The sequence below is a fragment of the Noviherbaspirillum saxi genome (assembly GCF_003591035.1).
Taxonomy (GTDB): Bacteria; Pseudomonadota; Gammaproteobacteria; order Burkholderiales; family Burkholderiaceae_D; genus Noviherbaspirillum; species Noviherbaspirillum saxi.
The window spans coordinates 1,510,088-1,532,100 of record NZ_QYUO01000001.1 but is presented as its reverse complement, the minus strand read 5'-3'; the positions used below and the strand labels follow the sequence as shown (position 1 = coordinate 1,532,100).

Genomic DNA, 22,013 nt, shown 5'->3' with positions numbered 1-22,013 from the left:
GGTTTTCCTAGCCTCCCGTGACCGGTGGGAAAAAGGCGACTTCGCCGCCTTCGCTGATGCGGGTCTCGGCCCCCGTCATCTGCTGATTGAACGCCATGCGCAAGGCGCGATTGTCGGCCAGCGCTTCCGCCCACGCTCCGCCGCGCTGCTGCAGCAATACCCTGACGTCTCCCACCGTCTGTACTTCTGCCGGCACGATGAGCGTTTCGCGACTGCTGCCCACGGCCTCGCGGACACTGGCAAAAAATCTAAGCTCGATATTCATCTTCGTTTCAACCTTGGTAGAGCAATTCGCTGAAAGGAATGAAGCGCACGATATCACCCTTGCCTATCGTCTGGCCCGGCGGATTGTCGATCAAGCCATCACCCCAGACCGTAGAAGTCAGTACTGCCGAACTTTGATTCGGAAACAGGTCCAGTCCGCCTGCCTCATTGATGCGGGCACGCAAGAACTCGTTGCGACGGTCCGCCTTGGGCCATGCAAAATCGGCACGCATGGAAAAGGTACGCGGTGTCACAGTGGCCACGCCCTGGAGCCGCAGCAGGAAAGGCCGCACGAACAGCAGGAAGGTGACGAAGCTCGATACCGGATTCCCCGGCAACCCAAGAAAATATGCTGTGCCGCCGGTGTCGCGCCTGACTTCGCCAAATGCCAGCGGTTTGCCCGGCTTGATGGCGATCTGCCACATGTTCAGCCGGCCTTCCGCTTCCACGGCCGGCTTGATATGGTCTTCCTCGCCCACCGACACACCACCGGACGTGATGATCAGATCGTGATCTGCCGCCGCCCTGCGCAGCGTATCGCGAGTAGCTTCCAGTGAGTCGGGGACTATGCCGTAATCGGTGATATCACAACCCAGGTTTTCAAGCAGCCCGCGCAGGGTAAAACGATTGGAGTTATAGATGGCGCCTGGCTTGAGCGGTTCGCCCGGCATCGCCAATTCGTCACCGGTAAAGAAGACCGCAACGCGCGGCTTGCGGAGCACCGGAACGGTGGCGAGACCCACGGATGCCGCCAGTCCGAGTTCCTGCGCGCGTAGCCTGGTGCCTGCCGCAAGAATCACACTGCCGGCCTGGATATCTTCGCCGGTGCGGCGTATCCATTCACCTGGCTCGGGCGCATGATTCACCTGCACCATGTCGGTACCGGAGACCGCTTCGCATTGTTCCTGCATGACCACCGCATCGGCGCCTTCCGGAATCATCGCTCCGGTAAAGATGCGTGCGGCGGTTCCTGGCTGCAATGGCTGACCGACCTGGCCGGCCGGGATCCGTTGCGAAACACGCAGCGTTGCAGGGCCGCCGGCACAATCAGCGCTGCGGACTGCGTAGCCGTCCATCTGCGTGTTGTCCATCGGCGGGACATTGAGTTGAGAGGTCTGGGGCGCCGCAAGAATACGGCCGTTGGCTTCCAGCGTGCCCAGCGTCTCGATGTCCTGAATCGGACGCGCGGCAGCAAGAAGGAATTCCAGCGCCTCGGCGGCGCTCAGCATGGGTTTCTTTTCAGTCATGCTTGTATTTTAGGTTATCCAGCGCATCCGGACCGAATGCGAAGCTTTGCTCACAAGCCTGTGCGTTCGGCGATATAAGCTTTCATCTTCTCGACGTTGGCCGGCATGACATCAAATCGCTGCGGCAAAGCCTCGATGTTTTCAAAACCGGCAGGACGCTCGGCGTCGCGTCCTAGTGCTTCACGGATAGTCTCATTGAATTTGGCCGGCAAGGCTGTCTCCAGCACGATCATCGGTATACCCGGAGTCAGATATTCGCGGGCCACCTTGACGCCGTCAGCCGTATGCGTGTCGATGGTGACGCCATGCTTTTCCTGCACATCGCGAATCGTGGCGACACGGTCGTCGTGCACGGATTTGCCCGACTGAAAGCCATAACGCGCGACCTTCTCGAATTCATTGCCATCGCTGCCGGGCTTGCCGGACAGGTCGAAGCCGCCATCGGTCTCGACCTTCTTGAACAAGGCGCGCACGCGATCGGCATCGCCGTCGAGCAGATCGTAGACGAAACGCTCGAAGTTGGACGCCTTGCTGATGTCCATGCTGGGACTGGTCGTGTGATACGTCTCGGACGACTTGCGCACGCGATAGACGCCGGTACGGAAGAATTCGTCGAGCACGTCGTTCTCGTTGGTGGCGGCAACCAGTTTGTCGATCGGGACTCCCATCATGCGGGCGATATGGCCGGCGCAGATATTGCCGAAATTGCCTGAAGGGACGGTGAACGTCACCTTCTGGTTATTACTTGTCGTTGCGCTGAGATAGCCACGGATGTAATACACCACCTGCGCGACCACGCGCGCCCAGTTGATCGAGTTGACCGTGCCGATCTTTTGGCGGGCCTTGAACTCCAGATCATTGGACACGGCCTTGACCATGTCCTGGCAATCGTCGAATACGCCTTCGACAGCAATATTGAAGATATTCGGATCTTGCAGGCTGAACATCTGTGCGGTCTGGAACGCGCTCATCTTCTTGTGCGGCGATAGCATGAAAACGCGGATGCCCTTCTTGCCGCGCATTGCATATTCGGCCGCACTGCCGGTATCGCCGGAGGTCGCGCCGAAAATGTTCAACTCCGCACCCTGTCGCGCCAGCGTGTACTCGAACAGATTGCCGAGCAATTGCATTGCCATATCCTTGAACGCCAGCGTCGGCCCGTTGGACAGCGCCTGCAACATCAGCTTGCTGCCATTCTTTTCTTCGAGCGTGCATAAGGGCGTGATTTGAGCCGCGTCTTCGCCCACGCGCGCGTTGCGGTACACGTCGGGAGTGTAGGTTTTGTGCGTGAGCGCCTTCAGATCGGCTTCGGGAATATCGGTCGCAAACTTTTTCAGCACTTCGAATGCGAGGTCGGCATAGGACAGTTTGCGCCAGGCATCGAGTTCGGCTCCACTGATTTTCGGATACTCGGCCGGCAGATAAAGGCCGCCATCGGGCGCCAGGCCGCCAAGCAGGATTTGGGAAAAGGATTGCGCCGGCGACTGACCGCGGGTGGAAACGTAGTGCATAAGCTGTTGAAAGTTTGGTAAGTGGATGGCGCGCCGCAACTTGTGTCAGCACCACGCCTGCACCCGCCATTATAACTGCCGTCCGTCGCCTGGCCGCATTTCTGTCAGGCGACGTGATACAGCTTTTCCGGCGCCTCCACATGGGTGAGCATGTCGTTGACCAGTTCCTTCAGCCCAATTTCAGCTTTCCATCCCCAATCTGCGCGCGCATAGCTGTCGTCAAGACTGTGCGGCCAGGAATCCGCGATGCTCTGGCGATGATCAGGTTGATAATCAATCTGGAATCCGGGCAACTGTCGCCGGATTTCATCGGCGAGCTCATGCGGGTTAAAGCTCAGTCCCGCAACGTTATACGAAGACCGAATCCGAACCTGTGCCGCAGGTGCGTCCATCAACTGGATCGTGGAGCGGATTGCATCCGGCATGTAAATCATCGGCAGCGTGGTCTCCGGACCGAGGTAACAGACATAGCGCTCACCGCTCCGGGCCGCATGAAAGATTGCTATCGCGTAGTCGGTAGTCCCTCCGCCTGGCGGCGATTTGTGGCTGATGATGCCGGGATAGCGAATGCTGCGCACATCGACACCAAACCTGGAAAAATAGTATTCGCACAAGCGCTCGCCGGCCTGCTTGCTGATGCCGTAGATCGTTGTCGGATCCATCACGGCCAGCTGGGGCGTATCGATTGCGGGGGTATGCGGGCCGAATGCGGCAATCGACGAAGGCCAGAATACCTTCAGCGGTTTGCCGGCGGCTCCCCGTTCGCGTGCCAGTTCCAGTACATTGAGCAGGCCGTTCATGTTGAGGGTCCATGCCTTGAGCGGCGCCTGTTCGCCGGTGACCGACAGCAATGCGGCCAGTTGGTAGAGCTGAGTGACCCCATGCGCTTCCACGACAGCGGCAACGCGACTGGCGTCCAGTACATCGACCGTTTCATATTGCATGGCGCCGAACAGGCTGCGCGGACCGATATCGGCAGCGATCACATTTTTTGCACCATGCTGCAGCGACAGCGCGTCCACCAGTTCGCTGCCGATCTGCCCGTTGGCGCCGATGACGAGAATACGTTCCATTGCCGTGCTCCTTCAATTCTTCAAGATACCGAGTTCCTGACCGGCCTGACGGAACGCAACCAGTGCACGATCAAGTTGTTCGCGTGTATGTGCGGCCGAAAGCTGCACACGTACCCGCGCCTGGCCCATGGGTACAACCGGATAAAAGAAGCCGGTGACCAGCACGCCGAGTTCGTAGAGGCGCTGAGCAAATTTCTGCGCCAGAGGTGCGTCGAACAGCATGACCGGCACGACCGGGTGCGTCCCCGGCTTGACGGTAAATCCAAGTTCGCTGATGGCCGCGCGAAAGTACGCCGTGTTCTCGTGCAGTCGGTCGCGCAATTCGGTCGACGCAGACAAGCGTTCAAGCACCGCCAGCGATGCGCCGGCAATGGAAGGCGCGAGCGTGTTGGAGAACAGGTAAGGACGGGATTTCTGGCGCAGGGTCTGGATCACTTCCTTGCGTCCTGACGTAAAACCGCCCATCGCGCCGCCGAGCGCTTTTCCGAGGGTGCCAGTGATGATGTCGATCTTGCCCATCACCCCGTGATGTTCATGCGTGCCGCGCCCGGTCTTGCCCATGAATCCGGAAGCATGGCATTCGTCGATCATGACCAGCGCATCATGGCGTTCGGCAAGCTCACAGATTTTGTCAAGCTGGGCGATAGTGCCGTCCATGGAAAACACGCCATCGGTGACGATGATCCGGTGGCGCTTGTCGGCAGCTGCAAGCAGTTGCGCTTCCAGGTCGGCCATGTCGTTGTGCTGATACCGATAGCGGGCGGCCTTGCAAAGGCGTATGCCGTCGATGATGGAAGCATGGTTCAGGGAATCGGAAATGATGGCATCGTTCTCGTCGAACAAGGGTTCGAAGACGCCGCCGTTTGCATCGAACGCTGCTGCATAGAGAATCGTATCTTCGGTTCCCAGGAAGGCGGACAAGGCTTGCTCAAGCTGCTTGTGCACGGTTTGCGTGCCGCAGATAAAACGCACCGAAGACAGGCCATAGCCGTATTTTTCCGTTGCTTCGATGGAAGCGCGCACCATTGCTTCGTCGCCGGATAAACCCAGGTAATTATTTGCACAGAGATTGATCAGGCTGCGGCCGTCGTCGCAGACCACCTCCGCTCCCTGGCGGGATGCTATTACGCGTTCCGGTTTGAACAGACCCTGCTCGCGCAACGTATCCAATCCTTGGGCCAGCCTTGCATAAAAATCCGTTTGTGCTTTGCCATCCGCCATGCCAGTCCCCTCGTCTTGTTCCAGAATTGATCATTCAGGCAACATTTTCGCTATCAATGCCGCCATCCCTCTGCTACGATGGAGTTCACCGTAACAGCATAAATTCGATATTTAGAACATAAGTTCAATATATCGAATATTAGCCAAGCCCATTTAACAACGCAAGAGATGCAATGAAAAATATCGCCGCGCCCGGAGCCCCACCTGAGGTTGGAGCGACGCTGCAAAAAATCCGTCTCAAAAGAGGTTTGACATTGGATGACCTGTCGCGTGCTGCAGGCGTGTCCAAGTCCATGCTTTCCCAAATAGAAAGGGAAAAAGCCAATCCCACCATTGCAGTCGCATGGCGTCTCGCGAATGCGCTTGGAATTGGCATAGAGGAATTGCTTGCCACCAATGCCCATGAGGCCGAGGCGATCCATGTGCTGGAACCCCACGAAACACCTACCTTGCCCGGCCATCACTCGGGTTATGTGTTGCGCATACTCGGGCCCATGGACCTTGCAGGCAAATTCGAATGGTATGAATTGACGCTGGCGGCGAACGGCGCCCTGAAGTCAAACCCGCACGATCCGGGGACGATGGAACATCTGACCGTAATAACGGGAAATCTCGAGGTGGAAGTCGACGGGGTGGTAAAGACGCTGAAGACGGGCGGCACGGCCCGATATGCGGCGGACAAGCCACATGCGATTCGCAATACGGGCATGGAGGAAGCGAAAGCGGTGATGGTTGTCATTCATCGCTAACGCTGTCCGGTCCACCTTTTCCGGAATGACTGATCATCAATCGGACAAACCGACAAGGTAAAAACAAAAAGGGCGCCGCTTCGCGACGCCCTTCCCAGGCAAAAACTCCTGTATCGGCGTTCGCCGATCAGCTCAACTGCTCAAGACGGATCTTGGTTACGTTACCGACGATAGTCGGCAGAGCTTCTATTTTCGCGATCGCCGCTTCGACGTTCTTCTCCTGCGTCTGGTGCGTCAGCATGATGATATCCGCCTTGGTTTCTCCTTCAGCCGGCTCTTTCTGCAGCATGGCATCGATGGAAATCGTGGAATCCGCAAGGATGCGCGTAATGTCCGCGAGCACGCCCGGACGGTCCGCAACCTGCATGCGCAGATAGTAGCTGGTCGTCACTTCGGACATCGGCAGAATGGGCGTGTCGTTCATCGCATCGGGCTGGAAGGCCAGATGCGGCACCCGATGCTCCGGATCAGCGGTAGCAAGGCGAGTGATATCCACCAGGTCTGCAATCACGGCCGATGCGGTCGGTTCCGAGCCCGCGCCCTTGCCGTAGTACAGCGTTGCACCAACGGCATCGCCGTGTACCAGCACCGCGTTCATCGCACCCTCGACATTGGCGATCAGGCGCTTGGCCGGGATCAGGGTCGGATGGACGCGCAGTTCAATACCCTTGGGTGTGCGCTTGGCGATGCCGAGAAGCTTGATCCGGTAACCGAGCTGTTCGGCGTACTGGATGTCGGTAGCCTGCAACTTAGTGATGCCTTCGACGTATGCCTTGTCGAACTGCACCGGAATGCCAAAGGCAATCGCGGACATGATGGTTGCCTTGTGGGCGGCATCGACGCCTTCGATGTCAAATGTGGGATCGGCTTCGGCGTAGCCCAGACGCTGCGCCTCTTTCAGCACCACGTCGAAATCCAGGCCCTTGTCACGCATTTCGGACAGGATGAAGTTGGTCGTGCCGTTGATGATGCCGGCCAGCCATTGAATACGGTTGGCGGTCAAACCTTCGCGCAGCGATTTGATGATCGGTATGCCACCGGCGACTGCCGCCTCGAACGCAACCATCACGCCTTTTTCCTGCGCCGCCTTGAAGATTTCATTGCCATGCGTGGCAAGCAGCGCCTTGTTGGCGGTAACCACATGCTTGCCGTTGGCGATTGCTTTCATCACCAGATCCTTGGCGATGCCGTAGCCGCCGATCAGTTCGATAACGATATCGATGTCGGGATGATTGACGATCAGGCTGGCGTCATTGACGACTTCGCATTCGCCATTGGTCAGCTCTTTTGCGCGCTCGGTATTGAGGTCGGCCACCATCGTAATCTGAATGCTGCGTCCGGCGCGGCGCGTAATCTCTTCCTGATTGCGCTTCAATACGTTGAATGTGCCGGAACCGACGGTCCCGATGCCTAGCAAGCCTACTTTGATGGGTTTCATAGCGAGTGATGTCTGTGTTGAATGCAATGGGTATTGCAGCTGCGGGAGATCCGGTTTGGCCTGTGGCCGTGCCGGACGGGCTCGACCATGGATGCAGTCACATGGTCGTGGCCGACGCCGCTTTGCTACTGCGAGGCGGCGCCGGACTTTTCGGGTTCAGGCCGTGCCATGCCGGCGGCGATAACTATCCAGGAATCGGGCAATACGCCCGATTGCCTCGGTCAGGTCATCGGAATTCGGCAGGAACACGACGCGGAAGTGATCGGGCGTAAACCAGTTGAAGCCGGTGCCTTGCACGATCAGCACTTTCTCTTCTGCCAGCAGTTCATAAGCGAACTTCTGGTCATCTTCGATCGGATAAATCTTCGGATCGAGCTTGGGGAACATGTACAGCGCGGACTTGGGTTTTACGCAGGTCACGCCCGGGATTTCCGTCAGCAACTTGTGAGCAAGGTCGCGCTGCTTGAGCAAGCGTCCGCCGGGACCGACCAGGTCGTTGATGCTTTGGTACCCGCCTAGCGCCGTCTGAATCGCAAACTGCCCGGGCGCATTGGCGCAAAGCCGCATCGACGCCAGCATGTTCAAGCCTTCGATGTAATCCCTGGCATGCTTCTTTTCGCCCGACACGACCATCCAGCCGGCGCGATATCCGCAGGACCGGTAATTTTTGGAGAGGCCGTTGAGGGTAATGAACAACACGTCGTCGGCGAGCGATGCGATCGAGGTATGCTCCGCGCCGTCGTACAGGGTCTTGTCATAGATCTCGTCGGCGAAGACGATCAACTGGTGCTGGCGCGCCACCTCGACGATCTGTTTGAGCACCTCGACCGGATACAGCGCTCCGGTCGGATTGTTCGGATTAATGACGACTATCGCCCTGGTATTGGCATTGATTTTTTTCTTGATATCTTCAATGTCCGGAAGCCAGCCGGTTTGTTCGTCGCACACATAGTGCACGGGTTTGCCGCCGGACAGACTGACGGCAGCAGTCCACAGTGGATAATCGGGCGCCGGCACCAGGACTTCGTCGCCGCTGTTGAGCAGCGCATTCATTCCCATCACGATCAGTTCGGAAGCGCCGTTGCCGATATAGATATCGTCTATCGTAACGCCATTGATCTTCTTTTCCTGCGTGTAATGCATGATCGCCTTGCGGGGCGCAAACATGCCTTTGGAGTCGGTATAGCCCGCCGCGTTGCCCATGTTGATGATCATGTCGTGCACGATTTCATCGGGCGCGTCGAAACCGAATACGGCCAGGTTGCCGATATTCAGCTTGATGATCTTGTGGCCCTCTTCTTCCATCTGCTTGGCTTTTTCCAAGACAGGGCCGCGGATGTCATAACAGACGTCTGCCAGTTTTCTGGACTTCTGGATAGGTCGCACTCGGGCAATTCCTTGTGGTTAGCGCAGTTACAACATGGAATGCTGCACTGCCAAAAGACCCATTTTGCCGAAAGCAACCCGTTTTATCAATGCGTATCAGAACCTTTTAACCGGCGAAAGGCTACAATGCCCTATCTTTTTCTTGTTATTGCCGGAAATTTACGTATTTTCGCGCCGCCATAAGCTCATAAGTTCATGAAGCTGCATACTACCCCTACCCAGCACTATCAAACCGTCACGGCCTATGACGACCAAGGCGTGGAGATCAACGCGGTTCATTTTGCCCATAGTCTGATCGTATTGCCCGAGACTGCGCCTGAAGCATGGCCGGTAACGGCATTCGACTCCCTAAGCGCCGAAGATTTTTCATGCATCGAAGCGCTCTCGCCCGATGTCGTCATTCTTGGTACCGGCACGCGCCAGCGTTTCATTCATCCGCGTCTGGTGCAGGCTTTGACGGCGCGCCGTGTCGGCGTCGAATGCATGGACAATGCCGCTGCCTGCCGCACCTACAACATCCTGATGGGCGAAGGACGCAAAGTCGCGCTCGCACTGATCTTCGACAAGCCTGCCTGACCGTCTGTCAAAACAGCAGATGGACTTGAAGTCTGGAAACCTGTCCCAATATGGAATCGACAAGGCACGGCAGACCCAGATCCAAGTCTAATTTTTGTCGTGTCCGGCATTTCAAATTGAATAGACATTAGATAACATCTGGGCCTGCGGTCGGCATTACCAATACCTCCGCAGACACCCAGATCGTCGTCATCCACGACAAAACAATTGGACCAGGAGACCAATGTGGCTGAAAGCCCGTCCGCACTCAACATGACCGTTCCCGATTTTTCGGCAGAGATGACCGGCAATCAGCCGTTCCGCATGTCCGACTTCAAAGGCAAGACCGTGGTGTTGTACTTTTACCCGAAAGACAATACGCCCGGCTGCACGACCGAGAGCATGCAATTTCGTGACCTGTATCCGGAATTTCAGCAGGCAAATACCGAAATATTCGGGATCAGCCGCGACAGCATTCGTTCGCATGAAGGTTTCAAGGGCAAGCTGGAAATGCCGTTTGAGCTGGTTTCCGATCCCGACGAAACGGTCTGCAACCTATTTAATGTCATGAAAATGAAAAACATGTACGGCAAACAAGTTCGGGGAGTTGAGCGATCGACTTTTATTATTGACGCCGATGGGAAATTGGTGAAAGAATGGCGTGGAGTGAAAGTGCCTGGGCACGTTGATGAAGTACTTGAGTTCGTGAAGGCTCTTGCATAACTGCTGAACCCATTGAATCTAAAAGCAACTACTTTTCGAAGGCCGTTTGTGGAAGAGGCGCCAAGCCTCCCCCTCAAACGGCTTTTTTACTTTGCGTTTTCAGAAGAATCCGGTTCCCAGCTTCTTCCTTCCATTGTTCGTTCAATTGCTTTCCTTCGCATTTACCCAAGTCGTTCTCCCATCCACCCCTCAACCCACTGCGCAACCGTTTGGCCCCGACGAGTCGTCAATTCAACACATTTCTAGATTGAGGTCCTGATGCCACTGCCCAAATTACCGACCAAACCCGCAACAATGCTCTCCCCCCAGGAATACCCAAAGGCAGAGAAAGGCAAATCGGTAAAACCTGTGATGACGCTGGTTGAATCCGCTCCACAAGTAGTCGAACCCCCTCCAGAGGCGCGCGCCAAAACCACGGAAAAGGCACCCGCCGCCAAGACTCGCAGCACGAAGTCCAAAACCGTCGATGCGCTGGTGAAATCCAGCATCAATCGCAGTGCCAACAAGCCTGGAGTCACCAAGTTGTTCGTCCTGGACACCAACGTCCTGATGCATGACCCGACATCGTTGTTCCGCTTTGAAGAACATGATGTCTATCTGCCGATGATGACGCTGGAAGAACTCGACAACCACAAGAAAGGCATGTCCGAAGTCGCGCGCAATGCCCGCCAGGTCTCGCGCTCGCTTGATGCGCTTGTCGCCGGCGTTGCAGAACACGAGATCGAGGAAGGCATCGTGCTCTCCAAACTCGGCAACAAGGATGCCAAGGGACGCCTGTTTTTCCAGACTAAGCTGCAGAACGTCGAGCTCCCCGAAGGTCTGCCTATCGGCAAGGCCGACAACCAGATTCTCGGCGTCGTTCGTGCGCTTGAAGGACAGTATCCGGGCCGCCCGGTGGTGCTGGTGTCCAAGGACATCAACATGCGCATCAAGGCGCGTGCCATGGGCTTGCCGGCTGAAGAGTATCTGAACGATCACGTACTGGAAGATACCGACCTGCTCTATTCAGGCATCGTGCAATTGCCGGACGATTTCTGGAACAGGCATGCCAAGGGTATGGAATCCTGGCAGGAGAACAAGCATGGAACCGGCTACACCTTCTATCGCGTGACCGGTCCGGTGGTGCCTTCGCTGCTGGTCAACCAGTTCGCGTTCCTTGAGCCAAACAATGGCGAGGCCTCGTTCTACGGACAGGTCAAGCAGATCAACGGCAAGACCGCGGTGCTTCAGACCCTGCGCGACTACACGCATGGCAAGAATGGCGTGTGGGGCGTTACCGCACGCAATCGTGAACAGAACTTTGCCCTCAACCTGCTGATGAATCCGGAGTGCGATTTCGTTACGCTGCTGGGTCAGGCCGGCACCGGCAAGACCCTGCTTGCCCTGGCAGCCGGCCTGGCGCAAGTTCTTGAAACCAAGCTGTACAACGAGATCATCGTCACCCGCGTCACAGTGCCGGTCGGCGAGGACATCGGCTTCCTGCCTGGTACCGAGGAAGAAAAGATGTCGCCCTGGATGGGAGCATTCGACGACAACCTCGAGGTGCTCAACAAATCCGACAACGACGCCGGAGAATGGGGACGCGCCGCTACGCAAGATCTGATCCGGTCCCGCATCAAGATCAAGTCGCTCAACTTCATGCGCGGCCGTACCTTCGTCAACAAGTTCCTGATCATCGACGAGGCGCAGAACCTGACACCGAAGCAGATCAAAACACTGGTTACCCGCGCCGGCCCCGGCACCAAGATCATCTGCCTTGGCAATATCGCCCAGATCGACACGCCATACCTGACCGAAGGTTCCAGCGGCCTGACCTACGTGGTCGACCGCTTCAAGGGCTGGTCGCACAGTGGACATGTCACGCTGGCACGTGGGGAGCGCTCGCGTCTGGCCGATCATGCAAGCGACGTCCTGTAGTCGACGCGATAGTTTTTCTCGCGCACAAAAAAGCCTGCATGCATGCAGGCTTTTTTTATATTGAAGCGAATTGCGTACTACAGAATCTTCGTCCCGATCCACCAAGCAACCGCCGCAACAAACGCAGAGGCAGGTATCGTAAAAACCCAAGCCCATACAATGTTACCCGCGACACCCCAACGTACCGCCGACATCTTTCTGGACGATCCGACACCGACGATCGCACCGGTAATGGTATGCGTGGTCGAGACCGGAATGCCAAGCGAGGTTGCGAGGAACAATGTGATCGCTCCGCCGGTTTCGGCGCAGAATCCGCCTACCGGTTTAAGCTTGGTGATTTTCTGGCCCATGGTTTTCACGATACGCCAGCCGCCGAACAAGGTTCCCAGCCCGATAGCGGCATAGCAGCTCAATACTACCCACATTGGCAGTTCATCAGTCGTGGTCGAATAGCCTGCTGCGATCAACAGCATCCAGATGATGCCCATGGTTTTCTGTGCATCATTGCCGCCATGGCCAAGGCTATACATGGAAGCCGATACCAGCTGCATGCGGCGGAACCATTTGTCTACGCGCTGCGGTGTGGAGCGAACGAACAACCAGGACACCGCCACCATCATGATCGATCCGAACACGAAGCCAAGCAATGGCGACAGAAGGATGAAAGAAATGGTTTTGATCAGGCCGGAGGAAATCAACGCGCTTGTACCGGACTTGGCGACTGCGGCGCCCACCAGGCCGCCGATCAAGGCATGCGACGACGACGAAGGAATGCCGTAGTACCAGGTCAGTACGTTCCAGAAAATCGCACCGACCAATGCGCCGAATACGACGTAATGGTCGACGACCACCGGTTCGATCGTTCCCTTCCCGACGGTCGTTGCCACCTTCAGTTGGAAAAAGAAAATTGCGATGACATTGAAAAATGCCGCCATGGCCACCGCGTGCTGCGGCTTGAGCACACCGGTCGAGACCACGGTTGCGATTGCGTTCGCCGCATCGTGGAAGCCATTCATGAAGTCGAACAGCAGCGCCAGGGCGATCAGAAAGGCAAGCGTGTATATACTGAAATGAAGGGTTTGCATGAGATTCTTGTTTTATGTAAGCCCGCGCAGGGCACAGACATCAACGGCTCGCAGAAGCGGAGGGCCTGACGGAGCCGCCCGCACTGCATTGCACGATGGCTTTGCCTCAGGCATTTTCGACAATGATGCCTTCGATAATGTTGGCGACGTCCTCGCAACGGTCGGTCACCGTTTCAAGAATCTCGTAAATTGCCTTCAACTTGATCAGATTGCGTACGTCCGGCTCATCGCGGAACAACTTGGACATCGCGGCGCGCATCACATGGTCGGCGTCCGATTCAAGGCGATCGATTTCCTCGCAGATTCCAAGAATCTGGGTTGAATTGTCCATGTTATGTAACAAGCCTACCGCTGCTTTCACCTTTTCGGTACATGCAAGGCAGAGTTCGGCCAGGCGTTTTGCCTCCGGCGTAATAGCCTTGATGTCGTACAAGGAAATTGTCTGAGCTGCGTCTTCAAGCAGGTCGAGAATATCGTCCATGCGCGTAATCAGCTTGTGGATGTCATCGCGATCGAGCGGTGTGATGAAGGTTTTGTGCAGCATATCCAGCGTCTGATGCGTTACCTTGTCGGCCTGCTTCTCGATGCCCTCGATCGCGTGCACACGGTTTTCCAGGTCATCGAAGTTGGTCATCAGGGCAACCATTTCTTTTGCGCCCTTCACACACAACTCGCCATGCTGGATAAACAGCTCGAAGAACTTGCCCTCATTGGGCATCAATCGACCAAACATAATGCACTCTCAAAAAGTTAAATTGGTTAATTCGTCACGGCTGCCCTCTTCGGACAGCCCCCGATGTCTTTACTCGTTGTCGAACACCGCGTTTCCGCCGGTGAAGTTATCGAATTTGGTGTACTCGCCCAGGAAGGTAAGACGCACGGAGCCGATCGGACCATTACGCTGCTTGCCGATGATGATTTCGGCAGTTCCTTTGTCGGGAGAATCAGGGTTGTAAACCTGGTCACGGTAGATGAACAGAATGACGTCGGCATCCTGTTCAATAGCACCGGATTCGCGCAAATCCGACATGACGGGCCGTTTGTTCGGCCGCTGTTCGAGTGATCGGTTGAGCTGAGAAAGGGCAATGACCGGACAATTGAGTTCTTTCGCCAACCCTTTGAGGTTTCGTGAAATTTCGGAAATTTCGGTAGCGCGGTTCTCACCGGGAGAACTTGCGGACATCAGCTGCAGGTAGTCGATGATGATCAGGCCCAGCTTGCCGCACTGGCGCGCGAGACGGCGCGAGCGCGCACGCAACTCGATGGAACTCAAGGCCGGCGTTTCGTCGATGTAGATCTGCACCTCATTCATCTTCTGAATCGCATGTGTAAGGCGCGGCCAATCCTCGTCATTCAGACGGCCCGTGCGCAGGCGGTGCTGGTCGAGCCGTCCGACGGAGCCGAGCATACGCATTGCGAGCTGCGTCCCACCCATTTCCATGGAAAATATGGCGACCGGCAAGCCGCTTTCGATCGCGACGTTCTCGCCGATATTGATCGAGAACGCGGTCTTACCCATCGACGGGCGCCCTGCCACGATGATCAGATCTCCCGGCTGCAGGCCGGAAGTCATGCGGTCGAGATCCACGAACCCGGTCGGGACGCCGGTAATGTCATTCTGATTGTCGCGGTTGTACAGCTCGTCGATACGTTCGACCACTTGGGTCAGCAATGGCTGGATTTCCAGGAACCCTTGCGCGCCGCGAGCACCCTCTTCCGCGATCGCAAAGATTTTCGATTCGGCCTCATCGAGAAGCTGCTTTACTTCCTTGCCTTGCGGATTGAAGGCCTGTCCGGAAATCTCATCGGACACGGTGATGAGTTTTCGCAGCACGCCACGATCACGCACAATTTCCGCATAGCGACGAATATTTGCAGCCGATGGCGTGTTTTGGGCAAGCGCATTCAGATAGGTCAGGCCGCCGACTTCTTCGGCCTTGCCACTGCCGCCCAATGCTTCGAAAACCGTAATGACGTCTGCCGGTCTGGTGGCATTGATCAGTTTGACGATGTGCTGAAAGATGATGCGGTGGTCATACCGGTAAAAATCATCTTCGTGCACGAAATCTGCAATGCGATCCCATGCCGCATTATCAAGCAGCAAACCGCCCAATACGGACTGTTCAGCTTCAATCGAATGTGGAGGAACGCGGAGCGCATCCAGTTGAGGATCGGAGCGTGTATTCATGGCGCGAATTATACCTTTTCGCCCGTGCACCACGCGCGCCCGTCCGGGAATATTACAGTGGTGTGACGACTTTAGCGACGCTAGTTCCTTGGCTTAGCGTCGACTGCCTTGACATTTACTGCCGAGACACCTGTATTGCCGATATTATTTGTTTCCATAACAACATCATATACCAACGATATAGCCTGGAAACCCATTCATCGATCGAGAGTATCGGCTATCTGCTTGACGGGCGGGAGGGCAGCTGTCGTTGACCAAAGATCGTCGGCTGGCCGAATTCGATATTACTCATGCCCAGGTCGCCATCTTCATGAAACTGCTATATGGAAAGTCCAACGCTGCATCCGATCTTGCACGTGAACTCGCAACCGATACCGGAGCATGGACTCGTTCATTTGACCGGCTTGAAGACAAGGGCTTTATCGAGTGTGCACGCAGCACCGTCGACCGCCCCATGATTGATGTCGCCTTGACCGAGAAAGAACATCGCAGACCAGATGATTCAGGTAACCGTTGATGCGTTGAATCATCACCTGAAAGGATTCACTGACGCGGAGGTTACACAGTTCAAGGGTTTTCTATGTCGTATGATCACAAATGCCTGATTAGCGCATGACGAACTCTGCACGCATAAGTCCCCTATTCGATAAAACCTTCGATAAATCAGACTGAGACGCCATGAAATAAAACGCCATCAAAGACTGCGCCATACGCAGTGCACGCCGAAGAGGACGAGCGCAATAAAAAAGCCGGCTTGCGCCGGCTTTTTTATTGAATGCCAAAACTGCTTAGGCTTGCTCGCCAACCACAGCAATCGTGATGTCGACCACGACGTCGGTATGCAGTGCGACCGCGATAGTGTGATCGCCAACGACCTTCAGTGGGCCTTGCGGCATGCGGATCTGCGCCTTCTCGACCGGGAAACCTTGCTTGGATACCGCGGCAGCGATATCGGCATTGGTTACGGAACCGAACAGACGGCCATCAACGCCAGCCTTTTGAGCGATCCGAACAGTCGTACCGTTCAGCTTTTCACCTTGAGCCTGAGCTGCTGCCAGCTTTTCGCCAGCTGCTTTTTCCAGGTCTGCACGCTTTGCTTCAAATTCTGCAACTGCAGTAGCTGTAGCACGACGTGCCTTGCGCTGGGGAATCAGGAAGTTACGAGCGTAACCGTCCTTCACGCGTACGACTTCACCCATATTGCCGAGATTAACGACTTTTTCCAACAGAATGACTTGCATGTTTTTCTCCTATTCTTCAGTCGTCAATTAGGCGTTGTGCAGATCGGTGTAAGGCAGCAACGCGAGATAGCGTGCGCGCTTGATCGCAGTGTCAACTTGACGCTGGTAGTGTGCTTTTGTACCGGTCAGACGTGCCGGCATGATCTTGCCATTTTCCTGAACGAAATCCTTCAGGGTGTCCACGTCCTTATAGTCAACTTGCTCAACGCCGGCGGCGGTGAAGCGGCAGAATTTCTTGCGCTTGAACAGAGGATTCTGCTGCTGACGCTTGTTCTTGAGTTTGCTTTTATCGAATTTTTTACCGAATGCCATGTTTGGCTCCTGTACTGTATCTAGTGATCTGGTGAATAAGCTTCGAAATCCGTGATATGGAATACGAGGCCTTTGCTATTGCGATTCTTACGTGCGAGGAAACCAGTGAATACCATGGTCTCACCTAGCTCCGCCTTGTTAAGCCTTCCTGAAATTTCACCTGCGGCAACCGCAGAAATTTCAAACTCAACCTGGCGCGGGAGACCCGCTTCCACCTGTCCGGAGGCGTGCAGCAATTTTGCCGACACGATCGGTATGCCCGCCGGCGTGTAGCGCAACACTTCGCGCTCGGCAATGGCCGCTATCAGGCGTAGCTGGTTCACTCTCCTCGACTGACAGAATTACGCAGCGGCTGCTTCGGAACGCTGAGTCTTCGCAGCATCTTCCTTCTGCACAGCCTTCATCATCGGCGACGGCGCAGTTTCAGCCTTCTTCATCTTGACAGTCAGGTGGCGCAGGACAGCATCGTTAAACTTGAAGCCGGTTTCGATTTCAGCCAGAGTTTCATTGTCGCACTCGATGTTCATGCAGACATAGTGGGCCTTGGCCAACTTCTGGATCATGTAAGCCATCTGGCGACGACCCCAGTCTTCAACGCGGTGCACTTTGCCGTTACGAGCAGTTACGATGCCCTTGTAACGTTCGATCATTGCAGGAACCTGCTCGCTTTGATCGGGATGGACAATAAATACGATTTCATAATGACGCATGTAATCTCCTTTTGGACGGATTTAAAAATCGCCCACCTCGGCGTCAAGACGAGTGTGGGAAGAGGAAAGCCCGCTATCATAACCTGCGAACAGGTAAAACTCAATCATTTCAAGCGCTTAATGCTGATCACTTGGCGCGCGCGTAAAAATCGCAAAACTTCCCTTGCAATCATTTAAGGGCTGTATAAAAATACAGCCTGTCTATATCAACAGCATGGCTTAAGGAAGCGCTAACGCTGAAAGATGATCTTCAGTCAATATGCCTTTCTCTTTGCCAGATTCCTCGATTGCGAACATGCTTAAACTCACTGCACGCCAGGAACAGATCCTGAACCTGATTAGGGAGGCGATCGAAAATACCGGCTTCCCCCCTACCCGAGCCGAAATTGCCACTGAATTGGGCTTCAAATCCGCCAATGCTGCAGAGGAACATCTACAGGCGCTGGCACGCAAGGGGGCAATAGAAATTTCGCCTGGTACCTCACGGGGAATTCGCCTGCGGGACATCCATGGAGAAACGACAAGCCTATTTGGTGGACGCCAAATGCCGCTTCCACATCCCTCGCTGATGCAGCTTAGTCTTCCACTGGTCGGACGCGTGGCCGCAGGTTCGCCTATACTTGCTCAGGAGCATATCGAGGCAAGCTACAGCGTCGATCCTTCTCTGTTTTCGGCCAAACCGGATTTCCTGCTCAAAGTACGCGGTTTGTCCATGCGCGATGCCGGCATTATGGACGGCGATCTACTTGCGGTGAAAAAAGTCGACAGCGCAAAAAATGGACAAATTGTGGTGGCCCGCCTTGGCGATGAAGTAACGGTTAAACGTTACAAGAAAAGCGGTTCCGTCATTGAGCTGCTGCCCGAGAATCCGGATTTCGAACCGATCCGTGTCGATTCCAGCCAGGAAAATTTTGCTTTGGAAGGTTTGGCTGTTGGCCTGCTCCGAGCTTGGGCTTGAACATTCAATGATTGCGAACTATACCTGATTGCAATTTAGGTTGCCATCAGGTATTTAATTTAATATGCCTTGCCTTCTTGGCCCATGTCGGGTCCGCAGGTTAGCAAGTTATTTATTTAGATAGCTTTGTTACCTTGGCGAGCACGTGACGTGCAATTCCTCTCACGATATTCACTTCCTCGGTCTCGAGTTGAGTGCGCGAAAATAACCTTCGCAGACGAGACATGAGCTTCTTTGGATTAGTCGGATCGAGAAATTCAACCGCCACCAAGGCTTCTTCCAGGTGTGCGTACATGCCGTCGATCTGCGCCATGCTGGCGGGATCTCCTTGAAATCCGATTACCGATTGGGCAACATTGTCGCCGCCCTGTGCTTGCCTGGCCTCATATGCAAGAATTTGTACTGCCTGCGCAAGATTCAAGGAAGAATAATCAGGATTGGCGGGGATATTGATCAAGACATTGCATTTCTCGATGATCTGATTCGGCAATCCATAGCGCTCGCTGCCAAAAACCAATGCCGCGTTGAGTGTCACATCACCGTACAAAGCAGACGCCAATGTCCGTGGCGTCATCACCGGCGGCGAATACTCGCGCAGTCGCGCACTCAAGGCAGCAGCGAAGTTACACCCTAGTAGCGCTTCTTCAATTGTATCAACGACTTTCGCTGCGGCAAGAACATCTTGCGCACCGCTGGCGAAGGCGATCGCTTCTTCCTGTTGCAAGGCATCCGGAAAGCGCGGATTGACCAGCACAAGTTGCGAAAAACCCATGGTTTTCATGGCGCGCGCGACGGCACCTATATTGCCAGGATGACTGGTATCGACCAGTACAAAACGAAGGCGGCCGAAAAGAGAAGTGTTGGTTTGTGGCTGGTTCATTTAAAATAGCGACCTTACGCGGCGCGTGAATTTTTCAATGCACGAACGACCGCATCGCTCATTAATTCTTCAATGTGGTTCCGGACGCGGTAGGCGGCGGTACCGCAATTCTAACGGAACCTCTATGCATCCCATGCTCAATACGGCGGTAAAGGCTGCCCGCCGCGCCGCTTCGATCATCAACAGGGCCTCTTTCGACATCGACCGCATCAAGGTCACCGAGAAAGGCCATAACGATTTCGTGACGGAAGTCGATCAAGCCGCCGAGCAGGCCATCATCGAGGTGTTAAAAACCGCCTATCCCGACCACGCCATTCTTGCCGAGGAATCCGGTCCGTCACAAAACCTGCATGACGAAAACGACAATGTCTGGATCATCGATCCTATCGACGGCACCACCAACTTCATCCACGGCTTTCCGCAATACTGCGTATCGATCGCGCTTCAGCAGCGCGGCCAGATCACCCAGGCGGTTGTATACGATCCTAACCGTAACGACCTGTTCACCGCTAGCAAAGGCGCCGGTGCCTATCTCAATGAAAAGCGAATCCGCGTCGGTCGTCGTGACAAGATGGCTGATGCCTTGATCGGCACAGGCTTTCCATTCCGCGAGGGCGCAGGTCTGGACGAATACATGCAGATGTTCAAAATCATGACGGAAAAATGTGCCGGATTACGCCGCCCCGGTGCGGCCGCATTGGACCTCGCGTATGTCGCTGCCGGCCGGCTCGATGGTTTTTTTGAAAAAGGCCTGCAAACCTGGGATATGGCTGCAGGATCATTGCTGATTACCGAAGCCGGCGGCATCGTCGGCAACTTTGCCGGCGAGTCCGATTACCTGTATAAAGGCAATGTACTTGCCGGATCCCCCAAGATCTTTGCCCAGATGGTTCACCTGTTGTCGCCATTCGCGAAATAGGTTTTCCCCCTGATTCTTCGAGGCGTAACTTCATGACGTCATGCAGTTACGCACGCTGCGCCTCTCCAGTCTTCGCGCCGCTGTCCCCGCGACCTCTCCTCTCCCCACCTATTTGCCTGCGACTGGCACCGATCGATCGGTGACAGGCCGATATTTTTAATGAGTCTTCATGTCTTTTAGCGAACTCGGCCTTGCCGATGAAATTGTCCGTGCCGTCACCGAGCAGGGATACACCAGCCCGACCCCGATTCAAAAGCAAGCGATCCCCGCAGTGTTATGTGGCGGCGACCTGCTCGCCGGCGCGCAAACCGGCACCGGAAAGACCGCCGGCTTCACGCTGCCCATCCTGCAGCGCCTGAACGCGCAGCCACGCACACAGGCCAAAACCGGCCGTCCGATTCGTGCCCTTATCCTCACCCCGACGCGCGAACTGGCTGCGCAGGTGGAAGAAAGTGTCCGTGTGTATGGCAAGTACCTCAAGCTCACCTCCTCCGTGATCTTCGGCGGCGTCAATATCAACCCGCAAATCAGAGTGTTGAATCATGGCGTCGATATTCTCGTCGCGACACCCGGACGCCTGCTCGACCATATGCAACAAGGCACCGTCAACTTGTCGCATGTTGAAATCCTGGTCCTGGATGAAGCCGATCGTATGCTTGACATGGGCTTTATCCGTGACATTCGCAAGGTGCTCGCCGCATTGCCCAAGCAACGTCAGAACCTGTTGTTCTCGGCGACCTTCTCCGATGACATCAAGGCACTGGCCGACGGCCTGCTGAATTCTCCGGCGATGATCGAGGTGGCCCGCCGCAATTCGACAGTGGAAGTCATTGCACAAAAGATCCACCCGGTCGACCGCAATCGCAAGCATCCGCTCCTCAGCTATTTGATCAAAACCAATGAGTGGATACAGGTGCTGGTTTTTACGCGCACGAAGCACGGCGCCAACAAACTGGTCGAGCAACTCGGCAAGGACGGCATCTCCGGCATGGCGATTCACGGCAACAAGAGCCAGTCCGCTCGGACCCGTGCGCTGGCAGAATTCAAGGATGGAAGCCTGCAAGTGCTGGTCGCCACCGATATCGCCGCACGCGGAATCGATATCGATCAATTGCCCCATGTCGTCAACTATGACCTGCCGAACGTTCCCGAGGACTATGTCCACCGTATCGGCCGCACCGGCCGCGCGGGTGCAACGGGCGAAGCCGTTTCGCTGGTCTGCGTGGATGAGCATGACATGCTCAAAGGCATAGAAAAGCTGATCAAGCGTACTCTGCCGCAGGAAGTCATTCCAGGTTTCGAGCCTGATCCGAATGCGCGACCGCAGCCGATCCAGCTTCGCAGCGGCAATCAACCCTCGCGCAACACCCCGCGTCAGCAAAAGCCGTCGTCAGGCAACAGCAAGGCGGACCCCAATGCAGCGAAGTCGGGTTCAGCAAAGCCGACGCAATCTCGCCCCCCGCAAAACAAACCTGCTCCGGCCAAACCGGCGGGCGGCAGATCGCTGACCGGTCAGACCTCGGCATTGCACCGCAGCGGCGGACGCGGGCGCTAAAGTGGATTTTGTCTAACCGCCTCAATCGAGGCCAAGGCGGATTTCCCTCGGCACGGCGACCGGCCTCGCCATGCCGCGCAA

At 55.6% G+C, this 22,013-nt stretch carries 23 protein-coding genes; 8 read left to right on the top strand and 15 right to left on the bottom strand.

Going from position 1 to position 22,013, the window contains the following annotated elements; all coding sequences use genetic code 11:
* Positions 1–7: 7 nt before the first annotated feature.
* The 5 genes from moaD to kbl all read right to left on the bottom strand — a co-directional run bounded on the left by moaD (position 8) and on the right by kbl (position 5,316).
* On the bottom strand, positions 8–265 hold the full coding sequence (moaD, locus tag D3871_RS07215) for a molybdopterin converting factor subunit 1 (protein ID WP_119768281.1): 258 nt from the start codon (positions 263–265) through the stop codon (positions 8–10).
* 7 nt (positions 266–272) lie between these two features.
* The gene (locus D3871_RS07210) at positions 273–1,511 is read right to left on the bottom strand and encodes a molybdopterin molybdotransferase MoeA (RefSeq protein ID WP_199724739.1); all 1,239 of its coding nucleotides are present in this window, start codon (positions 1,509–1,511) and stop codon (positions 273–275) included.
* 50 nt (positions 1,512–1,561) lie between these two features.
* The gene (gene thrC / locus D3871_RS07205) at positions 1,562–3,022 is read right to left on the bottom strand and encodes a threonine synthase (RefSeq protein WP_119768279.1); all 1,461 of its coding nucleotides are present in this window, start codon (positions 3,020–3,022) and stop codon (positions 1,562–1,564) included.
* A 104-nt stretch (positions 3,023–3,126) separates the two neighbouring features.
* Positions 3,127–4,095 carry an NAD-dependent epimerase/dehydratase family protein gene (locus tag D3871_RS07195; RefSeq protein WP_119768277.1) on the bottom strand — a complete coding sequence of 323 codons (969 nt, stop codon included), beginning with the start codon at positions 4,093–4,095 and terminating at the stop codon, positions 3,127–3,129.
* Between the two features lie 12 nt (positions 4,096–4,107).
* The gene (gene kbl / locus D3871_RS07190; protein ID WP_119768276.1) at positions 4,108–5,316 is read right to left on the bottom strand and encodes a glycine C-acetyltransferase; all 1,209 of its coding nucleotides are present in this window, start codon (positions 5,314–5,316) and stop codon (positions 4,108–4,110) included.
* Between the two features lie 173 nt (positions 5,317–5,489).
* Here kbl and D3871_RS07185 point away from each other — a divergent pair, with 173 nt between their 5' ends.
* The gene (locus D3871_RS07185; RefSeq protein WP_119768275.1) at positions 5,490–6,065 is read left to right on the top strand and encodes a helix-turn-helix domain-containing protein; all 576 of its coding nucleotides are present in this window, start codon (positions 5,490–5,492) and stop codon (positions 6,063–6,065) included.
* A 127-nt stretch (positions 6,066–6,192) separates the two neighbouring features.
* On the opposite strand, the gene D3871_RS07180 is transcribed toward D3871_RS07185, so the two are convergent.
* Complete coding sequence (locus tag D3871_RS07180; RefSeq protein ID WP_119768274.1) at positions 6,193–7,503, bottom strand: homoserine dehydrogenase; 1,311 nt, start codon at positions 7,501–7,503, stop codon at positions 6,193–6,195.
* 156 nt (positions 7,504–7,659) lie between these two features.
* A complete protein-coding gene (locus D3871_RS07175) occupies positions 7,660–8,889 on the bottom strand; it encodes a pyridoxal phosphate-dependent aminotransferase (protein WP_119768273.1) in 1,230 nt (409 codons plus the stop codon).
* 195 nt (positions 8,890–9,084) lie between these two features.
* On the opposite strand from D3871_RS07175, the gene D3871_RS07170 reads away from it, so the two are divergent.
* From D3871_RS07170 to D3871_RS07160, 3 genes are all read left to right on the top strand, one after another.
* Positions 9,085–9,465: an Mth938-like domain-containing protein gene (locus D3871_RS07170; RefSeq protein ID WP_119768272.1), complete on the top strand. Its 381-nt coding sequence runs from the start codon at positions 9,085–9,087 to the stop codon at positions 9,463–9,465.
* A gap of 252 nt (positions 9,466–9,717) precedes the next feature.
* A complete protein-coding gene (locus D3871_RS07165) occupies positions 9,718–10,167 on the top strand; it encodes a peroxiredoxin (protein WP_420799657.1) in 450 nt (149 codons plus the stop codon).
* 258 nt (positions 10,168–10,425) lie between these two features.
* Positions 10,426–12,084 carry a PhoH family protein gene (locus D3871_RS07160; protein WP_199724738.1) on the top strand — a complete coding sequence of 553 codons (1,659 nt, stop codon included), beginning with the start codon at positions 10,426–10,428 and terminating at the stop codon, positions 12,082–12,084.
* Positions 12,085–12,161: 77 nt separating this feature from the next.
* Here the strand turns inward: D3871_RS07160 and D3871_RS07155 are convergent, their stop codons facing one another.
* From D3871_RS07155 to D3871_RS07145, 3 genes are all read right to left on the bottom strand, one after another.
* Positions 12,162–13,169, bottom strand: a complete 1,008-nt coding sequence (locus D3871_RS07155) for an inorganic phosphate transporter (RefSeq protein WP_119768270.1) — start codon at positions 13,167–13,169, stop codon at positions 12,162–12,164.
* 106 nt (positions 13,170–13,275) lie between these two features.
* Positions 13,276–13,902 carry a DUF47 domain-containing protein gene (locus tag D3871_RS07150; RefSeq protein WP_119768269.1) on the bottom strand — a complete coding sequence of 209 codons (627 nt, stop codon included), beginning with the start codon at positions 13,900–13,902 and terminating at the stop codon, positions 13,276–13,278.
* Between the two features lie 69 nt (positions 13,903–13,971).
* The gene (locus D3871_RS07145; protein ID WP_119768268.1) at positions 13,972–15,357 is read right to left on the bottom strand and encodes a replicative DNA helicase; all 1,386 of its coding nucleotides are present in this window, start codon (positions 15,355–15,357) and stop codon (positions 13,972–13,974) included.
* 250 nt (positions 15,358–15,607) lie between these two features.
* Here D3871_RS07145 and D3871_RS07140 point away from each other — a divergent pair, with 250 nt between their 5' ends.
* Positions 15,608–15,874 (top strand): MarR family winged helix-turn-helix transcriptional regulator, encoded by a 267-nt coding sequence (locus D3871_RS07140; RefSeq protein WP_119768267.1) that lies wholly within the window; start codon positions 15,608–15,610, stop codon positions 15,872–15,874.
* A gap of 271 nt (positions 15,875–16,145) precedes the next feature.
* Here the strand turns inward: D3871_RS07140 and rplI are convergent, their stop codons facing one another.
* From rplI to rpsF, 4 genes are read right to left on the bottom strand one after another with little or no spacing between them, the layout of a single operon-like run.
* Positions 16,146–16,598 (bottom strand): 50S ribosomal protein L9, encoded by a 453-nt coding sequence (gene rplI / locus D3871_RS07135; protein ID WP_119768266.1) that lies wholly within the window; start codon positions 16,596–16,598, stop codon positions 16,146–16,148.
* 27 nt (positions 16,599–16,625) lie between these two features.
* Positions 16,626–16,910, bottom strand: coding sequence for a 30S ribosomal protein S18 (rpsR, locus tag D3871_RS07130; RefSeq protein WP_006462643.1), 285 nt, complete (start codon positions 16,908–16,910; stop codon positions 16,626–16,628).
* Positions 16,911–16,930: 20 nt separating this feature from the next.
* Positions 16,931–17,233: a primosomal replication protein N gene (priB, locus tag D3871_RS07125; protein WP_119768265.1), complete on the bottom strand. Its 303-nt coding sequence runs from the start codon at positions 17,231–17,233 to the stop codon at positions 16,931–16,933.
* Positions 17,234–17,251: 18 nt separating this feature from the next.
* Positions 17,252–17,620, bottom strand: coding sequence for a 30S ribosomal protein S6 (gene rpsF / locus D3871_RS07120; RefSeq protein WP_119768264.1), 369 nt, complete (start codon positions 17,618–17,620; stop codon positions 17,252–17,254).
* Positions 17,621–17,915: 295 nt separating this feature from the next.
* On the opposite strand from rpsF, the gene lexA reads away from it, so the two are divergent.
* The gene (lexA, locus tag D3871_RS07115) at positions 17,916–18,578 is read left to right on the top strand and encodes a transcriptional repressor LexA (protein WP_119769948.1); all 663 of its coding nucleotides are present in this window, start codon (positions 17,916–17,918) and stop codon (positions 18,576–18,578) included.
* Positions 18,579–18,690: 112 nt separating this feature from the next.
* On the opposite strand, the gene D3871_RS07110 is transcribed toward lexA, so the two are convergent.
* Complete coding sequence (locus D3871_RS07110; RefSeq protein ID WP_119768263.1) at positions 18,691–19,458, bottom strand: RNA methyltransferase; 768 nt, start codon at positions 19,456–19,458, stop codon at positions 18,691–18,693.
* Between the two features lie 124 nt (positions 19,459–19,582).
* Between D3871_RS07110 and D3871_RS07105 the strand changes: the two genes are divergently transcribed.
* Both D3871_RS07105 and D3871_RS07100 read left to right on the top strand, forming a co-directional pair.
* Positions 19,583–20,377 (top strand): inositol monophosphatase family protein, encoded by a 795-nt coding sequence (locus D3871_RS07105; protein ID WP_119768262.1) that lies wholly within the window; start codon positions 19,583–19,585, stop codon positions 20,375–20,377.
* A gap of 169 nt (positions 20,378–20,546) precedes the next feature.
* Positions 20,547–21,932 (top strand): DEAD/DEAH box helicase, encoded by a 1,386-nt coding sequence (locus D3871_RS07100; RefSeq protein WP_119768261.1) that lies wholly within the window; start codon positions 20,547–20,549, stop codon positions 21,930–21,932.
* Positions 21,933–22,013: the final 81 nt, after the last annotated feature.